The 18355-nt window shown below is 68.9% G+C and carries 23 protein-coding genes; 13 read left to right on the top strand and 10 right to left on the bottom strand.

Translation table 11 applies throughout. From position 1 onward, the window contains the following. Both ACN675_RS15845 and ACN675_RS15840 read right to left on the bottom strand, forming a co-directional pair. Positions 1-266: PPE domain-containing protein (locus tag ACN675_RS15845; protein ID WP_420751746.1), on the bottom strand; the 266-nt coding region annotated here is incomplete at its 3' end. 40 nt (positions 267-306) lie between these two features. Beyond that, on the bottom strand, positions 307-615 hold the full coding sequence (locus ACN675_RS15840) for a PE family protein (RefSeq protein ID WP_420751745.1): 309 nt from the start codon (positions 613-615) through the stop codon (positions 307-309). Between the two features lie 162 nt (positions 616-777). Here ACN675_RS15840 and ACN675_RS15835 point away from each other — a divergent pair, with 162 nt between their 5' ends. Beyond that, complete coding sequence (locus ACN675_RS15835; RefSeq protein WP_420751744.1) at positions 778-1410, top strand: TetR/AcrR family transcriptional regulator; 633 nt, start codon at positions 778-780, stop codon at positions 1408-1410. Between the two features lie 30 nt (positions 1411-1440). Here the strand turns inward: ACN675_RS15835 and ACN675_RS15830 are convergent, their stop codons facing one another. Then, a complete protein-coding gene (locus tag ACN675_RS15830) occupies positions 1441-2226 on the bottom strand; it encodes an enoyl-CoA hydratase (protein WP_420751743.1) in 786 nt (261 codons plus the stop codon). A gap of 16 nt (positions 2227-2242) precedes the next feature. Next, positions 2243-3214: an NADPH:quinone oxidoreductase family protein gene (locus ACN675_RS15825; protein WP_420751742.1), complete on the bottom strand. Its 972-nt coding sequence runs from the start codon at positions 3212-3214 to the stop codon at positions 2243-2245. Positions 3215-3389: 175 nt separating this feature from the next. On the opposite strand from ACN675_RS15825, the gene ACN675_RS15820 reads away from it, so the two are divergent. The 7 genes from ACN675_RS15820 to ACN675_RS15790 all read left to right on the top strand — a co-directional run bounded on the left by ACN675_RS15820 (position 3390) and on the right by ACN675_RS15790 (position 9909). Then, positions 3390-4190 carry a crotonase/enoyl-CoA hydratase family protein gene (locus tag ACN675_RS15820; protein ID WP_420751741.1) on the top strand — a complete coding sequence of 267 codons (801 nt, stop codon included), beginning with the start codon at positions 3390-3392 and terminating at the stop codon, positions 4188-4190. Positions 4191-4268: 78 nt separating this feature from the next. Then, positions 4269-5462: a thiolase family protein gene (locus tag ACN675_RS15815; protein ID WP_420751740.1), complete on the top strand. Its 1194-nt coding sequence runs from the start codon at positions 4269-4271 to the stop codon at positions 5460-5462. A 28-nt stretch (positions 5463-5490) separates the two neighbouring features. Further along, a complete protein-coding gene (locus ACN675_RS15810; RefSeq protein WP_420751739.1) occupies positions 5491-6252 on the top strand; it encodes a 3-hydroxyacyl-CoA dehydrogenase in 762 nt (253 codons plus the stop codon). A 27-nt stretch (positions 6253-6279) separates the two neighbouring features. Then, entirely contained in the window at positions 6280-6906 is a 627-nt protein-coding gene (locus ACN675_RS15805) for a TetR/AcrR family transcriptional regulator (protein WP_420751738.1), read from the top strand. 16 nt (positions 6907-6922) lie between these two features. After that, a complete protein-coding gene (locus ACN675_RS15800; RefSeq protein WP_420751737.1) occupies positions 6923-7906 on the top strand; it encodes an NAD(P)H-dependent flavin oxidoreductase in 984 nt (327 codons plus the stop codon). A 23-nt stretch (positions 7907-7929) separates the two neighbouring features. Continuing rightward, the gene (locus tag ACN675_RS15795) at positions 7930-9087 is read left to right on the top strand and encodes an acyl-CoA dehydrogenase family protein (RefSeq protein WP_420751736.1); all 1158 of its coding nucleotides are present in this window, start codon (positions 7930-7932) and stop codon (positions 9085-9087) included. A 63-nt stretch (positions 9088-9150) separates the two neighbouring features. Continuing rightward, entirely contained in the window at positions 9151-9909 is a 759-nt protein-coding gene (locus ACN675_RS15790) for an SDR family NAD(P)-dependent oxidoreductase (RefSeq protein WP_420751735.1), read from the top strand. A gap of 21 nt (positions 9910-9930) precedes the next feature. Here the strand turns inward: ACN675_RS15790 and ACN675_RS15785 are convergent, their stop codons facing one another. Beyond that, positions 9931-10992, bottom strand: coding sequence for a phosphotransferase family protein (locus tag ACN675_RS15785; protein ID WP_420751734.1), 1062 nt, complete (start codon positions 10990-10992; stop codon positions 9931-9933). Between the two features lie 133 nt (positions 10993-11125). On the opposite strand from ACN675_RS15785, the gene ACN675_RS15780 reads away from it, so the two are divergent. Then, positions 11126-11413, top strand: a complete 288-nt coding sequence (locus ACN675_RS15780; RefSeq protein ID WP_197250633.1) for a putative quinol monooxygenase — start codon at positions 11126-11128, stop codon at positions 11411-11413. A 62-nt stretch (positions 11414-11475) separates the two neighbouring features. Here ACN675_RS15780 and ACN675_RS15775 read toward each other — a convergent pair whose 3' ends face one another. Together ACN675_RS15775 and ACN675_RS15770 are read right to left on the bottom strand one after the other, a co-directional pair. Beyond that, the gene (locus ACN675_RS15775; protein WP_420751733.1) at positions 11476-12453 is read right to left on the bottom strand and encodes an NAD(P)H-dependent flavin oxidoreductase; all 978 of its coding nucleotides are present in this window, start codon (positions 12451-12453) and stop codon (positions 11476-11478) included. 25 nt (positions 12454-12478) lie between these two features. After that, positions 12479-12880, bottom strand: a complete 402-nt coding sequence (locus ACN675_RS15770) for a nuclear transport factor 2 family protein (RefSeq protein ID WP_420751732.1) — start codon at positions 12878-12880, stop codon at positions 12479-12481. 173 nt (positions 12881-13053) lie between these two features. Here ACN675_RS15770 and ACN675_RS15765 point away from each other — a divergent pair, with 173 nt between their 5' ends. Next, complete coding sequence (locus tag ACN675_RS15765) at positions 13054-13182, top strand: hypothetical protein (protein WP_269437518.1); 129 nt, start codon at positions 13054-13056, stop codon at positions 13180-13182. Between the two features lie 90 nt (positions 13183-13272). On the opposite strand, the gene ACN675_RS15760 is transcribed toward ACN675_RS15765, so the two are convergent. Then, on the bottom strand, positions 13273-13611 hold the full coding sequence (locus ACN675_RS15760; protein WP_420751731.1) for a metallopeptidase family protein: 339 nt from the start codon (positions 13609-13611) through the stop codon (positions 13273-13275). Between the two features lie 8 nt (positions 13612-13619). Beyond that, complete coding sequence (locus ACN675_RS15755) at positions 13620-14672, bottom strand: septum formation family protein (RefSeq protein ID WP_420751730.1); 1053 nt, start codon at positions 14670-14672, stop codon at positions 13620-13622. Between the two features lie 96 nt (positions 14673-14768). On the opposite strand from ACN675_RS15755, the gene ACN675_RS15750 reads away from it, so the two are divergent. Continuing rightward, the gene (locus ACN675_RS15750) at positions 14769-15113 is read left to right on the top strand and encodes an ankyrin repeat domain-containing protein (protein WP_420751752.1); all 345 of its coding nucleotides are present in this window, start codon (positions 14769-14771) and stop codon (positions 15111-15113) included. An 11-nt stretch (positions 15114-15124) separates the two neighbouring features. After that, positions 15125-16387 carry a serine--tRNA ligase gene (gene serS / locus ACN675_RS15745; RefSeq protein ID WP_420751729.1) on the top strand — a complete coding sequence of 421 codons (1263 nt, stop codon included), beginning with the start codon at positions 15125-15127 and terminating at the stop codon, positions 16385-16387. Positions 16388-16564: 177 nt separating this feature from the next. On the opposite strand, the gene ACN675_RS15740 is transcribed toward serS, so the two are convergent. Next, positions 16565-16981 carry a PaaI family thioesterase gene (locus tag ACN675_RS15740; protein WP_420751751.1) on the bottom strand — a complete coding sequence of 139 codons (417 nt, stop codon included), beginning with the start codon at positions 16979-16981 and terminating at the stop codon, positions 16565-16567. Positions 16982-17195: 214 nt separating this feature from the next. Here ACN675_RS15740 and ACN675_RS15735 point away from each other — a divergent pair, with 214 nt between their 5' ends. After that, a complete protein-coding gene (locus ACN675_RS15735; protein WP_420751728.1) occupies positions 17196-18341 on the top strand; it encodes an MFS transporter in 1146 nt (381 codons plus the stop codon). Positions 18342-18355 lie beyond the last annotated feature (14 nt).

Here is an 18355-nt window from a genome sequence, read left to right as displayed (position 1 = left end):
GCCTCCCCGACGACCGACTGCGTCCACGCGATGAACGGGCCGAGGGAGGTGATCGCGGAACCGCCGGTCGTACCCTCCCAGCCGAGACCCAGTTCCGCCGCGACCCGGGTGAGGGTGAGGTCCGCGTCCACGAACGCCGCGGCGACCGCGGCCCAGGCCGGTCCGGCCGCGCCGATCGGCAGCGGTCCCGTCCCCGTGCTCAGGCTCGTCGAGTTCACGGTGGCGCCCCGCGGCAGCCACACGACCCCGGTCATTCCGAGCGTCATCGGTTCTCTACCTTTCTGACTGCGAGTCGGGAGAAGTCGGTCACATCGTGGCGTGCAGGGCGACGACCCTGCGTGCCTCGAGATCGGTGTAGTGCGCGGCCTGGTTGCGGATGGTCAGCGCCGCGGTCCGCAGTTCCTCGATGCCCTGCACGGCCGCCGGCCGGAAGCTCGCGGTAAGCCCGCCGAAGTGCTGCGAAATCAGCCGCGAAACCTCCTCCGAGCCGGGTGGGGGCACATCGAGAGCCGGATCCGCGGCCTGGACGGACGCTTCGAGACGCAGCGCGAGCGCCTCGAGTTCGGCGGCGGCGAGGAGCAGAGCGTCCGGATCGACGCGAATGTGATCGGGCACGGGCCGTTCTCCTGACATCTCGGGTGCGTGTGCGGGCGCGGGTGGCGATCTCTGCGCCGTCGAAGAGTTGGACGCGCCGCGGTCCGGATCGGTTCCGTTCGATTTGTGCCGGTATCCTCGAGCCCGTCAGTGACAGAGCGATCGATAGGTTGGGATGCGGTAATGGGAACTTCCACCGGCGACACCGTCACCGACGGGGTGGCCGTGCCGGATTGGCGGAAGCTCGAGGAGACCGAGCTCACCCCGATCCTGTCCGCCGCACTCGACGCGTTCTACGAGACCGGCTTCCACGGCACGTCGGTACGCGAGATCGCGCGGCGCGTGGGCGTGACGGTTCCGGCCCTGTACTACCACCACGAGAACAAGGAAGGGCTCCTCATCGCCCTGCTGGAGCTGTCCACCAGCGATGTTCTCGCGCGGGCGCACGCCGCGGATGCCGACGGCGGCGACGATCCGGTGAAGCGGCTGTCCAACGTCATCGAGGCCATCGTGCTGCGCATGACGCTGCGCGCGCGCCTCGCGGCCCTCGAGGGCGAGTCGCGGTATCTGAGCCCGGAGAACCGGCAGCGTTATCGCGCGGTCCGCAAGGGTGTCGAGCAGCTGGTCCGCAGCATTGTCGAGGAAGGGACCGCGACCGGCGTGTTCGACGTCGACGACCCCGCGGAGACCACCCGCGCACTGCTGGGCATGTGCCAGTCCATTCCTCGCTGGTATCACGCTCAGGGCACGCTCACCCCGGAAGAGGTCGCGGGGAAGTACGTAGCGATCGCTCTCAAGACGGTCGGGGCGGCCTGACCGTCACCGGACCTGCCGCCCCGGTGTGGGTCAGCGGTTGCGGTAGACCGCCGGTCGCTTCTCCATGAACGCGGTCGCGCCCTCGCGGAAGTCCTCGGCGGCGAGCAGCTTCAGCTGGCCGGCGCGTTCCCGTGCGAACGCGGCGTCGAGTTCGGTCAGCGTCGCATCGTTGATCGCGGCCTTCGTGGAACCGAACGCGTCTGCCGGACCGTCGGCGATCCGCTGCGCCAGCGCCTCGATCGCGTCGGCGTATCCCTCGTCGGGGTAGGCGTCGGCGATCAGGCCGGCCGCGACGGCCTCGGGGGCGGGCAGGCGCTCGGCCAGCAGCGCCATCTTCAGCGCGCGGGCCCGCCCGATCGACGCGGCCACCAGCGCCGACGCGCCGCCGTCCGGCATGAGCCCGACCTTGGTGAACGCGAGCAGGAAGTACGTCGACTCGGCGGCGACCGTCAGATCGCACGCCAGGGCCAGCGAGACGCCGACACCGGCCGCGGGTCCGTTGACGGCCCCGATGACGGGACGCGGGAACGCCCGGATCGCGGCGACCGCGCGGTTCGCGGCGTCGATGGTCGCGGGGGACGGGGGACCGGCGAGGGATTCGCGGCCGGACAGGTCCGCACCGGTGCAGAACGCCCGTCCCGCACCGGTGAGGATCGCGACGCGCACGGATGCATCGTCTGCGTGCTTCTCGAACGCTTCGGCGACCGCCTCGAGGGTTTCGGTGGTGACCGCGTTCATGCGGGCGGGGCGGTTGATCGTGACGCGCAGGACGCCGTCGTCGACGAGGCTGTCGACGCCGGGGATGTCGGTGGTCATGAGGGCTCCTGTCGGTTCAGGGTTGGAGGGAGAGCGCGACCTTGCCGGTCGCGGTCCGGTCGGCGAGGGACAGCAGTGCGTCGGCTGCGCTGGTCATCGGGTGGAGCGTGGGTTCGGGGACCTGCAGTGCGCCGGATCGCAGCAGCGGTTCGAGCTGGGCCCACTGCCGGGCCGGGTAGTCGGGGAACGTGCGGACGTATTCGCCCCAGCCGGCGCCGACCACCGAAGTGTTGCGCAGCAGAAGACGATTGACCTTCACGGTGGGGATCTCCCCGCCGGTGAAACCGAGCACGACGACCCGCCCGTTCGGGGCGAGGCTGCGCAGGCTGTCGGTGAATCGGTCGCCGCCGACGGGGTCGAGGACGATGTCGACCCCGCGGCCACCGGTCAGTTCGAGGACACGGTCCTTGAATCCGTCCGCCGGGACGACGTGGGTTGCGCGATTGGCCCGGGCCACTTCGGCTTTCGCTTCGGTGCTCACCACGGCGACGGTTTCGAGACCGAGCGCCGCCGCGACCTGGAGGGCGGCGACGCCGACGCCGCCCGCGGCGCCGTGCACGAGCACGGTTTCACCGGGGCGGTAGCGGGCGCGTTCGTCGAGCGCGAAGTGGACGGTCAGGTAGTTCATGAGGAAGCCGGCTCCGGCGGTGAGCGACACCGAATCGGGTAGGGGGAACACGGAATTCACGTCCACGGCCACGGTCTGCTGCCAGGAGCCGCCGACGGCGAGGACGGCGACGCGCTGCCCGGCGGTCAGGCTGCTGTCCGCCGGTGCGGAGCGCACGATGCCGGCGCCCTCGACGCCGAGGACGAAGGGCAGCGGCCGCACGACCTGGTAGGCGCCGCTGGTCTGCAGCAGGTCGGGGAACGAGACGCCCGCGGCGTGCAGGTCCACGATCACCGAGCCGGTCCAGGCGCCGGGTTCGGGGATGTCGACCAGGCGAAGGCCGTCGGGGCCGGTCGTCTCGGTCAGTTGAACTGCCTGCATCGGGGTCTCCTCGTCGATGGGTCGACCGTCGCGGACGTGCACCGTGGTCCGCGACACACGGCTCATCCTTACCAGAGCCCACCGATCGTGCGCTAGGTAAGTCGAGCCGTTGACCGAGCGATCGATCCGTGGTAGTCCTTTAGCGATCGATAAGTAGAGCCTGGGAAGGAAATCGATGGCCGACGAAGTGACCACCACCGAACCCGCCGCGCTGTACGAGCGCCGCGGCAACGTCGCCCTCATCACGCTCAACCGCCCCAAGGCGCTCAATGCCGTGAATGCGGCACTGTCCACCGCCGTCGGCACCCTGCTCGAGCAGGCAGAAGCGGACGACGAGGTGCGCGTCGTCGTCATCACCGGTGCGGGCCGCGCGTTCTGCGCCGGTGCCGACCTCAAGGCGCTCGCCGCGGGCGAGAACACCGCCGCCGACGGACATCCCGAGTGGGGCTTCGCCGGCTACGTCGAGCACTGGATCAGCAAGCCGACCATCGCCGCCGTCAACGGATTCGCGCTGGGTGGCGGCACCGAACTGGTGCTCGCGTCCGATCTCGCCGTGGTCGACGAGGAGGCCAAGCTCGGCCTGCCCGAGGTCAAGCGCGGCCTGTTCGCCGCGGCCGGTGGCGTCATCCGCCTGCAGCAGCAGATCCCGCTCAAGGTCGCGCTCGAACTCGCCCTCACCGGCGAACCCATCACGGCCGCAGAGGGCAAGGAACTGGGCCTGGTCAACCGGATCGCACCGGCCGGCACCGCTCTCGAGGTCGCCCTCGAACTCGCCGAGAAGATCGCCGCGAACGCGCCTCTGTCGGTGCGCGAGTCGAAGGCCATGATCCACCGCACCGCGCACGGTGACGCCTGGGGGCCGGAGGTGTGGCAGGCCAACACCGCCGCGCTGAAGGTCGTCTTCACCAGCGAGGACGCGAAGGAAGGCCCGACCGCCTTCGCCGAGAAGCGTGAACCGGTCTGGAAGGGCCGCTGACCCCACGAACCCGGTCCGGCGTCACGTCCCCTGCCGAGACGCCGGACCGTAACCAACTTTCCCCGAAAGGAATTCGTCATGACCACTGCTGTCATCGTCGACGTCGTCCGCACCGCGGTCGGCAAGGGTAAGCCCGGCGGCGCCCTGTCCGGCACCCACCCCGTCGAGCTGCTCGCGCACGTGCTGCGTGAAATCGTGCAGCGCAACGGCATCGACCCCGCACAGGTCGACGACGTCATCGGCGGCTGTGTCCAGCAGGTCGGCGAGCAGGCGCTGAACATCTCGCGCTCCGCTCTGCTGTCCGCGGGCTTCCCCGAGTCGGTCCCGGCCACCACGATCGACCGCCAGTGCGGCTCGAGCCAGCAGGCCGCCCACTTCGCCGCGCAGGGCGTCATCGCCGGCGCCTACGACATCGCGATCGCGTGCGGTGTCGAGTCGATGAGCCGCGTCCCGATGGGCACGGCCTCGATCGGCAAGGACGCCAACGGCCCGGGTGTCGCTGCGCGCTACCCCGAAGGCCTGGTCAACCAGGGTATTTCCGCCGAGCTGATCTCCGCGAAGTGGAAGCTCGACCGCGACGCGCTCGACGCGTTCTCCGCGCAGTCGCACCAGCGGGCCGCGGCCGCGATCGCCGCCGGGCACTTCGACAAGGAGATCGTGCCGATCACGGTCACCGATGCCGCGGGCGAGCAGGTCGAGCACACCGTCGACGAGACGGTGCGCGCCTCGACCACCGTCGAAGGCCTGGCGGGCCTGAAGCCGTCGTTCTACACCGACGCGTACGCGGCCCGGTTCCCCGAGGCGCAGTGGATCATCACCCCCGGCAACTCCTCGCCGTTCACCGACGGCGCGTCGGCCGCCCTCATCATGAGCGAGGAGATGGCGAACAAGCTCGGTCTCACCCCGCGTGCCCGCTTCGTGTCGTTCTCCGTCATCGGTGACGACCCGATGCTCATGCTCACCGCGCCCATCCCGGCGACGAAGAAGGTGCTCGCCAAGGCCGGCCTGACCATCGACGACATCGACGCCTACGAGGTCAACGAGGCGTTCGCCCCCGTCCCGCTCGCCTGGGCGCACGAGCTGAACGCCGATCCCGCCAAGCTCAACCCGTGGGGCGGCGCCATCTCGCTCGGCCACGCCCTCGGTTCCTCGGGCACCCGCCTGCTCTCCACCCTGGTCAATCATCTCGAGGCCACGGGCGGCCGGTACGGTCTCCAGACGATGTGTGAGGGCGCGGGCATGGCCAACGCCACCATCATCGAACGACTCTGATCCGCAACACGATTCGAAAGGTGTGAACATGATCGTCAACGACAGCGTTGCCGTCGTCACCGGCGGTGCCTCGGGCCTCGGCCTGGCCACCGTCAAGGCTCTGGTCGCCGACGGCGCCCAGGTCGTCATCATCGACCTGCCGTCGTCCAACGGTGAGACCGTCGCCAAGGAGCTCGGCGACCGCGTGCGCTTCGCCGCCGCGGACGTCACCGACGAGGCCGCCGTCGCCGAGGCGCTCGACCTGGCCGAGTCGCTCGGCCCGCTGCGTGTCGCGGTGAACTGCGCCGGCATCGGCAACGCCATCAAGACCGTCGGCAAGAACGGCGCGTTCCCGTACGACGCGTTCAAGAAGGTCGTGAACGTCAACCTGTTCGGCACGTTCAACGTCATCCGCCTCGCCGCGGAGCGCATCGCCAAGACCGAGCCGATCGACGGCGAGCGCGGCGTCATCATCAACACCGCCTCGGTCGCTGCCTTCGACGGCCAGATCGGCCAGGCCGCGTACTCCGCGTCCAAGGGTGGCGTCGTCGGCATGACCCTGCCGATCGCCCGCGACCTCGCGTCGCTGCTGATCCGCGTCGTCACCATCGCGCCGGGCCTGTTCAAGACCCCGCTGCTCGGCTCGCTGCCGGAAGAGGCCCAGGCTTCGCTCGGCGCGCAGGTTCCGCACCCGGCCCGCCTCGGCGATCCGTCCGAGTACGGTGCCCTGGCCGCGCACATCGTCGCCAACCCGATGCTCAACGGCGAGACCATCCGTCTCGACGGCGCCATCCGCATGGCCCCGCGCTGATCCGACGAATGTGAGAGGACGGGGCCGATGACTGCACAACCCGAACCGGAGTTCTCCGCCGACTGGCGGGTGTTCGAACCGCTGCAGCTCGGCCCCATCCTCGAGCACGCCCTGGAAGCCTTCGGCGAGAACGGTTTCCACGGCACCACCGTCCGCGATCTGGCCCGCCGGGTCGGCGTGACGGTACCCGCGCTGTACTACCACCACGAGAACAAGGAAGCCGTTCTCGTGACACTGCTCGACGCCGCCGTTCTCGACCTCATCGACCGTGTCCGCGCCGCGGTCGAGGACGGCGGCGCCGACCCGGTCGCCCGATTCGCCAACGCCGTCGAGGCGATCGTGCTCAACATGACCTACCGCGCCAAGCGCTCCAGCCTGGATTCCGAACTACGGCACGTGTCCCCGGAGAACCGGCGCACCTACGCGGCAACCCGGAAACGGCTCGAGCTCAACGTGTCCGACCTCGTCCGTGACGGCGTGGAGCAGAAGGTGTTCGACGTCGACGACATCGAGGAAACCGTGCGCGCGCTGCTCGGCATGTGCCAGTCCATCGCCCGCTGGTACCAGATCGACGGGCCACTGACGCCGGACGAGGTCGCCGACCGCTACCGAAACATCGCGCTGCGCATCGTCGGATACCGCAGCCCCGCCTGATCCCAGGAGAACCCCTGTGCTGTCCACCGCCTTCACCGAGACCTTCGGAGTCCGCCACCCCATCGTGCAGGGTGGCATGCAATGGGTCGGCCGCGCGGAACTGGTCGCCGCCGTCGCCAACGCGGGCGCGCTCGGCATGATCACCGCGCTGACCCAGCCGACGCCCGAGGATCTCGCGAAGGAGATCGCCCGCACCCGCGAGCTCACCGACCAGCCGTTCGGCGTGAACCTGACGATCCTGCCGGCGATCACCCCGCCGCCCTACGACGAATACCGCCAGGTCATCATCGAATCCGGCATCAAGATCGTCGAGACGGCCGGCTCCAACCCGGCGCCGCACCTGCCCGACTTCCACGCCGCCGGCGTGAAGGTCCTGCACAAGTGCACCAGTGTCCGGCACGCGGTCAAAGCGCAGGAGACCGGCGTCGACGGCATCAGCATCGACGGTTTCGAATGCGCCGGTCACCCCGGTGAGGACGACGTTCCCGGTCTCGTTCTCATCGCCGCCGCGGCCGAGAAGATCACCATCCCGATGATCGCCTCCGGCGGATTCGGCGACGGCCGTGGCCTCGTCGCGGCACTCGCGCTCGGCGCCGACGGCATCAACATGGGCACCCGCTTCCTGTGCACCGAGGAATCGCCGATCCACCGGAACATCAAGGAAGCCATCGTCGCGGCGAACGAAACCGACACGGAACTGATCTTCCGGCCGCTGCGCAACACCGCGCGCGTCGCGAGCAACACCGTCAGCCGCGAGGTCGTCGAGATCCTGAATCGCGGAGGGAAATTCGAGGACGTGCGCGAACTGGTCGCCGGTGCCCGCGGCCGCCTCGTGTACGAGAACGGTGATCCCGAGGCGGGTATCTGGACCGTCGGAACGGTCCAGGGCATCATCCACGACATCCCCACGGCCGGGGAGCTCGTCGAGCGCATCGTCGCCGAGGCCGAAGCACTGATCTCCGAGCGTCTCGCGGGCATGATGGCGCGCGTGAACGCCTGACCACAGAAAGTTTGGGGGACACCATGAAACGCACACTGTTCGAAGCCGACCACGAGGCGTACCGGGAGACCGTGCGCGAGTTCCTCGCCCGCGAGGTCGTGCCGAACTACGAACGCTGGGAAGAAGAGCGGCTCATCGATCGCAACGTCTACCTGGAGGCCGGTAAGTCCGGGATCCTGGGTCTCGGTGTGCCGGAGGAATTCGGTGGCTCCGGCGTCACCGACTTCCGGTTCCGGCACGTCGTCCAGGAGGAGGTCGCGCGCACCGGCACCACGTCCTTCGGCGCGACTCTCGCGTTGCAGGACGACATCGTCGTTCCCTACATCCTGCATCTCGGTACCGAGGAGCAGAAGGCCCGCTGGCTGCCGCGCATGGCGGCCGGTGAGGTGATCGGCGCGATCGCGATGACCGAACCGGGCGCCGGATCGGACCTGCAGGGCGTCAAGACCACGGCCGTGCGCGACGGTGACGAATGGGTCATCAACGGCCAGAAGACGTTCATCACCAACGGTATCCACTCCGATCTGGTGATCGTCGTGTGCCGGACGGATCCGGGCGCCGGAGCGAAGGGATTCTCGCTCATCGTCGTCGAGCGCGACACCCCCGGATTCAGCCGTGGACGCAAGCTGCACAAGGTCGGTCTCGCGGCCCAGGACACCGCCGAGCTCGTCTTCGAGGACGCGCGGGTGCCGGCCGAGAACCTCCTCGGTGGCGAGGGGCGCGGGTTCTTCCACCTCATGGAGAACCTGCCGCTCGAGCGGATCGGCATCGCCGTCTCCGCGATCACGTCGGCCCGCGCCGCGTACGAGTGGACAAAGCGGTATGCGTTCGAGCGCAAGGCATTCGGCAAGCCGATCGGCGATCTGCAGAACACCCGCTTCGTGCTCGCCGAGATGCTCACCGAGATCGAGGTCACCGAGTCGCACATCGACCGGTGCGTGCTCGCCCTCAACGCCGGCGAGCTCACGGCGGTGGATGCGTCGAAGGCCAAGTGGTGGGCGACCGAGCTGCAGAAGCGGGTCGTCGACCGCGGCGTGCAGCTGCACGGTGGCTACGGCTACATGATGGAGTACCCGATCGCGCGCGCCTACGTCGATGCCCGCATCCAGACGATCTACGGTGGCACCACCGAGATCATGAAGGAGATCATCGGCCGCGACATCGCGTCCGAATTCGCCTGATCCCCTCGGATGATGGGAGCCCCGGATCGAAGGGTTCCCATCACCCTCACGTGAGGAGTGAGCATGTTCGACCTGACGGGTAAGCGTGCGCTGGTCACCGGCGGATCCGCCGGTATCGGTCTGGGGATGGCCCGCGGGCTCGCCCGTGCCGGCGCGGATGTCGCGTTGTGGGGCCGCAGCCCCGGCAGGCTCGAGGCCGCGGCGTCGGGTCTCGCGGAATTCGGTGGCCGGATCGTCACCCGTTCGGTGGACGTCGCCGACGAACAGGCGGTCGTCGACGCGACCGCCGCCACCGTCGAGGAACTCGGCGGGCTGGACGTGGTCGTCGTCAACGCCGGAATCGCTGTGCCGCTGGCCAAGTTCGTCGACTCGACAACCGAGAACTATCGCAAGGTGATGGATACCAATCTCGACGGCGCGTACTTCACGCTGCGTGAGACCACCAAGCACCTGGTCGCCCAGGGGACCGGCGGATCGGTGATCGTCACGTCGAGTCTCGGCGCGCACGAGGGCGCGGGTCGCAACCAGGCCTACGGTGCGTCCAAGGCCGGGGCCCTCGCCCTTGCCAACGGATGCGCGGTCGAGTTGGCGCGCTACGGCATTCGCGTCAACAGTGTCCTGCCGGGCTGGGTCGCGACGGACATGACCGGGCCGCTGCAGGAGTCCGAGATCTTCAACTCCCACGTCATCTCCCGGGTGCCGTTGGGGCGCTGGGCGACCCCCGAGGACTTCGAGGGCATCGCCGTGTATCTCGCGAGCGACGCATCCGGATTCCAGACGGGCAGTTCGACGTTGATCGACGGCGGATACAGCATCTTCTGACAGGGCGGATCGGGCGGGGATTCAGCCCTGCCCGATCCGTTCGAGGGCGCGGCGGAACAGGCTCAGCGTCGTCGCATGCAACCGCTGCCCGACCTCGACCTCGGCCTTGCCCGCGCAGGCCCGCGCGTAGGTGCCCTCGAGGATGATGCCGAGTTTGAAACACGCCAGCACGACATACCAGTCGAGGGCGGACAGATCCCGATCGGATTGCGCCGCATAACGTTCGACGAGCTCGTCGCGGGTGGTGAGACTGCCCGCGTCGCCGAGGGCACCGCCGATCGTGCTGTCGTCGTTGCCGTGCTCCGGCCAGGTCGCGAGGAGCCAGCCGAGGTCGAGCAGCGGGTCGCCGATCGTGCACATCTCCCAGTCGAGGATCGCCGCGACCTCCGGTGACGACGGCGAGAACATCACATTCCCGATGTGGTAGTCGCCGTGCAGGATTCCCGGCGTCCACCGCTGCGGCACCGACCGTGCCAGCCAGTCCGCGATCGCGTCGACACCCGGCAGCGGCTCACCCGGATATCCGTCGAGCGCGGTGTAGGACTCGAGCTCGCGCAGCCACCGGGGCACCTGCCTTTCGACGAAACCCTCCGGGTGCCCGAAATCGCCCAGGCCGATGGCGGTGTGGTCGACGGACGCGAGGGTCGCGAGGGCGTCGATCATCGACAGGCCCATCCGGTGCCGGATCTCCGGATCGGAGGCATGTGGTTCGGGTAGCGCCACGAAGGCGTTGAAGCCGTCGACCGGTTCGACGAGGTAGAACGCGGCACCGGGCCAGATGTCCTCCTCCGGGCACGCCGCGATCAGACGCGGATGCGGAACGGCGGTGCCGGACAGTGCGTCCAGTATCCGCATCTCCCGGCGCAGCACGTCGTTCGTGCGCGGCCGCAGGTGGCGAGGGCCGCGCCGCACCACGAACGAGCGGTCGCCGCGGGTGAATCGCACCATCAGGTTCTGGGTTCCGCCGGTCAGTTGCTCGAGGTCGGTGACCGGACCGGGTCCGAAGCCGCGGGCGCTCATCCAGTCGTCGAGCGCGGTGATTTCGTCCCCGGCAAGTGGCGAATCGGTCGTGGTGTCGCTCATCGCCGTGACCTTAGCGGCCGCCGTGCGCCACGTGGTGGGAAAAAGCGGGCGGACCCATTGCGCGGGCAAAGGTCTTCGGTAATTGTTGGGTGAACCGGTGACACCGGACACGCTCTCTCCGAAAAGGATGCACATGTCACTCACTGCCCTGCTGGAACTCGAGTTCAAGCCCGACGCCCTCGACGACGCGAAGAAGGTCATGGAGCGGGTGCTCGGCGAGACGCGCGAATTCGACGGCTGCCTCGGTATCGAGATCCTGGTCGACAAGGGCAACGAGGCCCGCTGGGTCATCGTCGAGAAGTGGCAGTCGGAGGAGCACGACACCGCCTATCGCAAGTTCCGCGCCGGCCCCGGTGCGATCACCGATCTCGGTCCGCTGCTGGCCGGCGCGCCGAAACTCACGCACTACAACGAACTCTGACGCAGCCGGCCCCCTGACGGACCGGGGGCGTGGGGCGTTTCCGTCCCACGCCCCCGGTTGTCCTAGAGGGTGAGGCGCGCGCGAGCGTCGGCGTATTCGGTGCGGAAGCGGGCGACGACATCCGCGACGGACGTGACGGCCTCGATCGATCCGACGCCGTGCCCGGCACCCCAGATGTCCCGCCATGCCTTCGGACCGGGCGCGCCGCCGTCCGTGGCGGTCTCGGCCCCCAGGTTCATCTTCGAGGGATCCGAGGTCTCGAGGTTGTCCGGGTCCATGCCCGCCGCGGCGATGCTGCCGCGCAGGTAGTTGGCGTGAACGCCGCTGAACAGGTTCGTGTAGACGATGTCGGACGCGGTCGAATCGACCAGCATCTGCTTGTAGGCGTCCGACGCGTTGGCCTCGGTGGTCGCGATGAATGCCGAGCCGACGTAGGCGAGGTCGGCGCCGGCGGCCTGCGCGGCCAGGATCGAGTTGCCGTGCGCGATCGACCCGGACAGCAGCAGCGGACCGTCGAACCAGGTGCGGATCTCCTGGATCAGCGCGAACGGCGACTGGGTGCCGGCGTGACCGCCTGCCCCGGCGGCGACCGCGATCAGGCCGTCCGCGCCCTTCTCGATCGCCTTCTTCGCGAACCGGTTGTCGATGACGTCGTGCAGCACGATGCCGCCGTAGGAGTGCACGGCGTCGTTGACGTCCTGCCGGGCGCCGAGCGAGGTGATGACGATCGGCACCTCGAACTCGACGACGGTCGCGAGGTCCTCGGCGAGCCGGTCGTTCGACTTGTGGACGATGAGGTTCACCGCGAACGGGGCCGCCGGCGAATCGGGGTTGTTGGCGTCGTGCTTGGCCAGTTCCTCGGTGATCCGCGTCAGCCATTCGCGCAGCTGCGACTGCGGACGGGCGTTGAGCGTCGGGAACGAGCCGACGATCCCCGCCGTGCACTGGGCGATCACCAGGTCCGGGTTGGACACGATGAACATCGGCGACGCGACGACGGGCAGACGCAGGCGGTCGCGAAGGACGGGCGGCAGACTCATCGATTTCTCCTGAGGGTCGAGGGGGTCAGGCTTGGCCGAGTTGGGCGGCCATGCGGGGGATCAGCGCCTGCAGGCCCTTGATCGGGCGGACCATGACCGTGAAGCGGGTGATGCGGTCCTGTTCGTCCCACTCGATCATGTCCACCCCGTTGACGTGGACCCCGTCGAGTTCGGCGACGAACTCGAGCACCGCCGAGTTCGGGGCGTACCACTCGCCGACGAAGTGGAATCCGGTGTCGTCGCCGAACACGGTCACCGCCGCCCGGAGGTAGGCGAGCGTCGCGGCCTTGCCTTCCTGCGGGGTGAAGACGACGGGAGACCGGAAGACGGCGTCGTCGGCGATCAGCGTCTCGAGCTCGGTGAGGTCCTTCGTCTCGGTCACACGGTGCCAACGTTCGACAACAACAGGGCGCTCGGTGTTCGTCACGGTGGTCGCCTCTCGGTCGCGGGATGCTGCCGAGCGTAGGGCCCGCACCGTTAAACAGTCAATGGTGACCGTTCATGAGGGCCGCGGGAAGCGGGTCGATGGTCGGTCCCCGAAGGGCCGTTCGCGAGTGCAGCCCGAGGGGCCGCAGACCCGACAATGTAAGGTCCTACGACATGGGTGACATTCTCGAAATCGTGGGCGTGGCTGTGGTGATCATCGTGGTGCTGCAGGTGATCCTCGGGTCGCTGGCACTGCTGTGGATCTCGACGGTCAACCCGCACTTCATGCAGCGCAACAAGTGACGCGCTGAGCTCGTAGAACAACAGGGCTCGTAGAACAGAGCTCGTAGAACAGCAGGCTCGTAAGAACGCGCGCTGGGGCGGCCGGTTCGGTCAGCCCCAGCCCAGTTCGTGGAGGCGGTCCTCCTCGATTCCGAAGTAGTGCGCTATCTCGTGGATCACGGTGACCGCCACTTCGTGCACCACATCTTCCTCGGACTCGCAGATGTCGAGGATCGCGTCCCGGTAGACGGTGATCGTGTCCGGCAGCGACCCCGCATAGTGTGAGTCGCGTTCCGTCAGCGCAATCCCGTGGTAGAGGCCCAGCAGGTCCGGCTCCTCGTCGTGCCGCGCATCCACGAGCACCACCACATTGTCGATCGCCTCGGCGAGCTGCTGCGGAATCAGATCCAACGCCTCGGAGACCAGTTCCTCGAAGCGTTCCTCGTCCATCCGGACACTCATCGCGTGCCGCCCGGGAGCGGAGCCGCGCCCGGCAGCGGGGTCGGCAGCGACCGTCCCTCGGGCACCGGCGGCGGCGGGACCGGTGGCTGGCCGTCGATCAGGATGTCGCCCTTCGCCGAACCGGTGATCGACGCGAAGCCACCCCCGTCGACCTGCTTGCCGACCGAGCAGTTCACCTTGCGGCTGCCCGCGAGCCAGCTGTCGAAGTCCAGGTTGTCCCAGAACAGCGTCAGCGTCTTGTTGCGCAGTGCCTCCGGATCGCCCAGGTAGGCGTTGGTGGCCTCGGTGCACGTCGCCTCGAGGTACTTGTCCTGGTCCTCCGTGCTCGGCACCCCGCCGGGGAACTGGGACGACATGTCCACCACCGCGGCGACCTCGAACGCGTGCGGTTGTGCGCAGTCCACCGGATCGGCGGGCACCCCGTTGTTGATGCCGATGCACGTGCCGACCTCCCACGCACGGGACTGGTCCTGATCGGCGACGCGGCCCTCGATCGGCAGCAGATTGCCGGTCGTCGAGGAGAACTGCAGCCCGCATCGCAGGGTGCGTTCGCCGGCTTCCCAGCCCGCTTCACCCGGATTGATGAGGCCGACGCTGAACTTGCCGTGCGGATCGAAACGACCCTGCAGGTAATCCATGGCGGCGGGCGCGCAATGTTCGTCGCGCAACTCCGTGAACCGCAGGACCGACGGGAATCGCGAGCCCGGACCCCACTCCGCGCCCGGGAACACGCTCAGATCGATGTCCTCGACCACCTCGAACAGGTGGGTCTGCTCGCAGTCGACCTTCTCCAGGTCGCTGGCGTCGATCGCCGACCAGGTCAGACAGTCCCCGGCGACCGCGGTACCGAATGCTTCCCCGGCCACCGCCCCGGTCGTGCGCAGCGCGCCGCCTGCGGGGGTCTCGTCGTCGGAGTCGCCGAACCCGGCGAACACGGCAGTCGCGACGGCGGCGAGAACCGCACCCGCGGCGACCAGTATCAACGCGCGACGGGTCAGCTTCGCGGACGGCGGACGCCGCGTGGACTGCTGTTCTTTCTCCTCGGCCATCGTCATCCATCATGCCTGGCGCCGGTGTGGGGAGTAATTTCGGTGTTCGTGACGGACGATCCGATCGATCCCGAAGTCCAGGAAATCGCCCAGCGGATGTTCGACGCGGCGCGGGCCGGTGACGCGGACACGCTCGCCGCCTTTCTCGATGCGGGCGGCCCGGTGAATCTCACCAACGGCACCGGCGACACCCTGCTCATGCTCGCCGCCTACCACGCGCATCCCGGGGCCGTGAATCTCCTGATCGAGCGGGGTGCCGACGTCGACCGGCTCAACGATCGCGGGCAGTCGCCCCTCGCGGGCGCGGTGTTCAAAGGGGCGGAAGAGGTGGTGCGGGCGCTCGTGACGGCCGGTGCGGACCCCTACGTCGGCTATCCCACCGCGGACGATGCCGCGCGGATGTTCGGGAGGGACGACTACCTGCAACTCTGGCACCGGTAGGCTTCCCTCTCGTGATCGACCTCAAGTTCCTCCGCGAGAATCCCGATGCCGTCCGTGCTTCGCAGCGCACCCGAGGTGAGGACCCCGGTCTCGTCGACGCCCTGCTCGAGGCCGACGAAGCCCGCCGCGCCGCGGTGCTCGCCGGCGACAACATCCGAGCCGAGCAGAAGGCGCTGGGCAAGAAGGTCGGCCAGGCGTCCCCCGAGGAACGCCCCGCCCTGCTCGCCGGGGCGAAGGAACTCGCCGCGAAGGTCAAGGAACTCGAGGCCCAGCAGCACGCCGCGCAGGAAGCCCTCGACCGCGCGCACCTGGCGATCTCCAACATCGTGCAGGAGGGCGCCCCGGCCGGTGGCGAGGACGACTTCGTCACCCTCGAGACCGTCGGGGAACTGCCCACCTTCGACTTCGAGCCGAAGGACCACCTGACGCTCGGTGAGTCGCTGGGCCTGATCGACATGGAACGCGGCGCGAAGGTGTCCGGCGCGCGCTTCTACTTCCTCACCGGCTACGGCGCGCTGCTGCAGCTCGGCATGCTGCAGCTCGCCGCGCAGAAGGCCACCGCCAACGGCTTCACGATGATGATCCCGCCGGTGCTCGTGCGTCCCGAGATCATGCAGGGAACCGGGTTCCTCGGCCAGCACGCCGACGAGGTGTACCACCTCGAAGAGGACGACCTGTACCTCGTCGGCACCTCCGAGGTGCCTCTCGCCGGCTACCACTCGGGCGAGATCCTCGACCTGTCCGCGGGCCCGAAGCGGTACGCCGGCTGGTCGTCGTGCTTCCGCCGCGAAGCGGGCAGCTACGGCAAGGACACCCGCGGCATCATCCGCGTCCACCAGTTCGACAAGGTGGAGATGTTCGTCTACTGCAAGCCCGAGGACGCGACCGACGAGCATCAGCGCCTGCTGGCATGGGAACGCGAGATGCTCGCCGCGATCGACGTGCCCTACCGCGTCATCGACGTCGCCGGCGGCGACCTCGGCTCGTCCGCCGCCCGCAAGTTCGACTGCGAGGCGTGGGTGCCGACGCAGGAGCGCTACCGCGAACTGTCGTCGACGTCGAACTGCACGACCTTCCAGGCCCGCCGCCTCGGTGTCCGGTACCGGGACGAGAACGGCAAGCCGCAGATCGCCGCGACCCTCAACGGCACCCTCGCCACCACGCGCTGGCTCGTCGCGATCCTCGAGAACCACCAGCAGGCCGACGGCTCCGTGAAGGTGCCCGCCGCGCTCGTTCCGTTCGTCGGCCGTGAGGTGCTCGAGCCGATCCGGTGAGGTCGCGCGGGCGGCCGTGACGGCCGCCTTCGGCGAGCTGACGTGTCGGCCGCCCTCGGCGAGCTGACGTGTCGGCCGCCTTCGGCGAGCGAATGTATCCCTCGTCTCCTTCAACCGACCGGGTGTACCGCTCGCTCGTCCGAGAGGGAGGTGCGAACTGGGGTGTGCCTCTCCGGGTCAGCCCAGGATCATGCAGGTCGTCGAACCGGTCGCCACGAGCCTGCCCTGCTCGTCACGGGCCTCGCCGCGCGACGTCGAGGTCCGGCGTCCCGAATGCTCGCAGAAGCCCTGCACCCGGATGATGTGTCCGGGCTGCACCGCCCGCAGGTAGCGCACCTGCAGGTCGAGGGTGGTGTAGCCGACGCTCGGGGCGAGGGTGCTCGCCACGGCGAAGCCCATCGCGGTGTCGAACAGTGTCGCGACGACCCCGCCGTGCACGCTGCCCACGGCGTTGCAGTGGAACTCCTGCACCTCCAGCGTCACCTCGGCGAATCCCTCGCGCGCATCCGTGACCGTGAAGCCGAGCGTGCGCGAGGTGGGGTGGTGCGGGATGCTGCCGTCGATGAGTCCGCGCAGGAAGTCGAGGCCGTGCATGTCACGGTTGGCAGCCGAGGTGGGGGCGGGGTCGTCCCACGTGTAGGTACGTTTGCGATCGGTCACAACGTCGACCGTAAAGCAGTGGACCGCAAATCACTGGATGAGGCGGCGCCGAGGTGGGACGATTCTGTGCATGTCCCGTCGATGTTGACTTGCACCGACCACATCGCTGACCGTCCGCGCCGTCGCGTACTCCGCGACGCGCGAACTGGTGCCGCTCTACGGCGTGTACGGCCTGCTGTTCGAGGACAACGGCCTCTCGACGGCACAGATCTCCTCCCTGTTCGCGGTGTGGTCGATCGCGGCGTTCGTGACCGAGGTGCCGTCCGGGGCGTGGGCCGACATCGTGCCGCGCCGGACCCTGCTGTTCGGTAGCGCGGTCCTTCTCACCGCGTCGTTTTCCCTGTGGATGCTGGTGCCGAGCTACTGGGGTTTCGCGGCCGGCTTCGCGTTGTGGGGGCTGGCCGAGTCCATGAAATCCGGCACGTTCGAGGCGTTGCTGTACGAGGAACTGGCGGCACTCGGCGCGCGGGACCGGTACGCGACCGTCCAGGGGTACGTGAACTCCGCCGAGGTGACGAGCGTGTTCATCGCGACCGCGTCGGCCGGTCCGCTCTACGCCCTCGGCGGCTACGCCCTCGTCGGGTGGGTTTCGATCGCGATCACCGTCGTCGACGGCCTGCTGGTGTTCACGCTTCCGGCGGCACCCAAGACGGTTCGGGTGGACAGCACCGAGCCTGCACCGGACGGTGACACCTTCGTCGCACGCTACGTCGGGGTACTGCGCGCCGGGACGCACGAGGTCCGCACCGGCCGGGTCGTCCGGCGGGCGGTGCTGCTCACGGCAGTGCTGATGTCGTTCCTGGCGCTCGAGGAGTACTTCGCCCTGCTCGCCCGGGACGGTGGTGCGTCGACCGCGCAGGCGCCGCTGCTGGTGGCGATCACGGTCGTCGGGCAGATCGTCGGTGCCGCGGTCGCCGGACGGACCGCCGTCATGACCGGGCGGACGATGGCTGTCGTGCTGTGTGCGGCCGCGGCGCTGATCGCGGTCGGCGCCGTCGCCGGGGGAGTCGCGGGATTCGTCGCGATCGGCATCGGGTACGGCGCCCTGCACAACACGGGGATCGTCGCCGAGGTGCGGATGCAGGACACGATGTCCGGATCGGCCCGTGCGACCGTCACGTCGGTGGCCGGTCTGACCAGCGAGGTCGCGTCGCTCGCCCTGTTCGCGGGCTTCGCCGTGGGATCGGCGTGGCTGTCGCTGTCGATCCTCGTCGCCGCGGTCGCGGTGCCGGTGCTGCTGACCGCGGTCGCGGCACCGCGCATGCTGCCCCGCCGCCCCCGCCCCACCGGATGACGGGGCAGAGGCGG

The sequence above is a fragment of the Rhodococcus sp. O3 genome, from assembly GCF_048897285.1.
Lineage (GTDB): Bacteria > Actinomycetota > Actinomycetes > Mycobacteriales > Mycobacteriaceae > Rhodococcus.
This window is presented reverse-complemented; position numbering and strand designations above follow the sequence as displayed.

Bases quoted from the DNA above. Each gene is read 5' to 3' on its own strand.
- ACN675_RS15740 (WP_420751751.1), bottom strand. From the start codon at position 16,981: ATGCACGGCCTCGACTTCCTGCGCGGACTCATCGACGGCAGCATCCCG.
- ACN675_RS15810 (WP_420751739.1), top strand. From the start codon at position 5,491: ATGATCGTCAACGACAGCGTTGCCGTCGTCACCGGCGGTGCCTCGGGC.
- ACN675_RS15750 (WP_420751752.1), top strand. From the start codon at position 14,769: ATGTTCGACGCGGCGCGGGCCGGTGACGCGGACACGCTCGCCGCCTTT.
- ACN675_RS15805 (WP_420751738.1), top strand. From the start codon at position 6,280: ATGACTGCACAACCCGAACCGGAGTTCTCCGCCGACTGGCGGGTGTTC.
- ACN675_RS15775 (WP_420751733.1), bottom strand. From the start codon at position 12,453: ATGAGTCTGCCGCCCGTCCTTCGCGACCGCCTGCGTCTGCCCGTCGTC.
- ACN675_RS15765 (WP_269437518.1), top strand. From the start codon at position 13,054: ATGGGTGACATTCTCGAAATCGTGGGCGTGGCTGTGGTGATCATCGTG.
- ACN675_RS15820 (WP_420751741.1), top strand. From the start codon at position 3,390: ATGGCCGACGAAGTGACCACCACCGAACCCGCCGCGCTGTACGAGCGC.
- ACN675_RS15795 (WP_420751736.1), top strand. From the start codon at position 7,930: ATGAAACGCACACTGTTCGAAGCCGACCACGAGGCGTACCGGGAGACC.
- ACN675_RS15755 (WP_420751730.1), bottom strand. From the start codon at position 14,672: ATGGCCGAGGAGAAAGAACAGCAGTCCACGCGGCGTCCGCCGTCCGCG.
- ACN675_RS15825 (WP_420751742.1), bottom strand. From the start codon at position 3,214: ATGCAGGCAGTTCAACTGACCGAGACGACCGGCCCCGACGGCCTTCGC.
- ACN675_RS15760 (WP_420751731.1), bottom strand. From the start codon at position 13,611: ATGGACGAGGAACGCTTCGAGGAACTGGTCTCCGAGGCGTTGGATCTG.
- ACN675_RS15790 (WP_420751735.1), top strand. From the start codon at position 9,151: ATGTTCGACCTGACGGGTAAGCGTGCGCTGGTCACCGGCGGATCCGCC.
- ACN675_RS15785 (WP_420751734.1), bottom strand. From the start codon at position 10,992: ATGAGCGACACCACGACCGATTCGCCACTTGCCGGGGACGAAATCACC.
- ACN675_RS15830 (WP_420751743.1), bottom strand. From the start codon at position 2,226: ATGACCACCGACATCCCCGGCGTCGACAGCCTCGTCGACGACGGCGTC.
- ACN675_RS15780 (WP_197250633.1), top strand. From the start codon at position 11,126: ATGTCACTCACTGCCCTGCTGGAACTCGAGTTCAAGCCCGACGCCCTC.
- ACN675_RS15815 (WP_420751740.1), top strand. From the start codon at position 4,269: ATGACCACTGCTGTCATCGTCGACGTCGTCCGCACCGCGGTCGGCAAG.
- ACN675_RS15835 (WP_420751744.1), top strand. From the start codon at position 778: ATGGGAACTTCCACCGGCGACACCGTCACCGACGGGGTGGCCGTGCCG.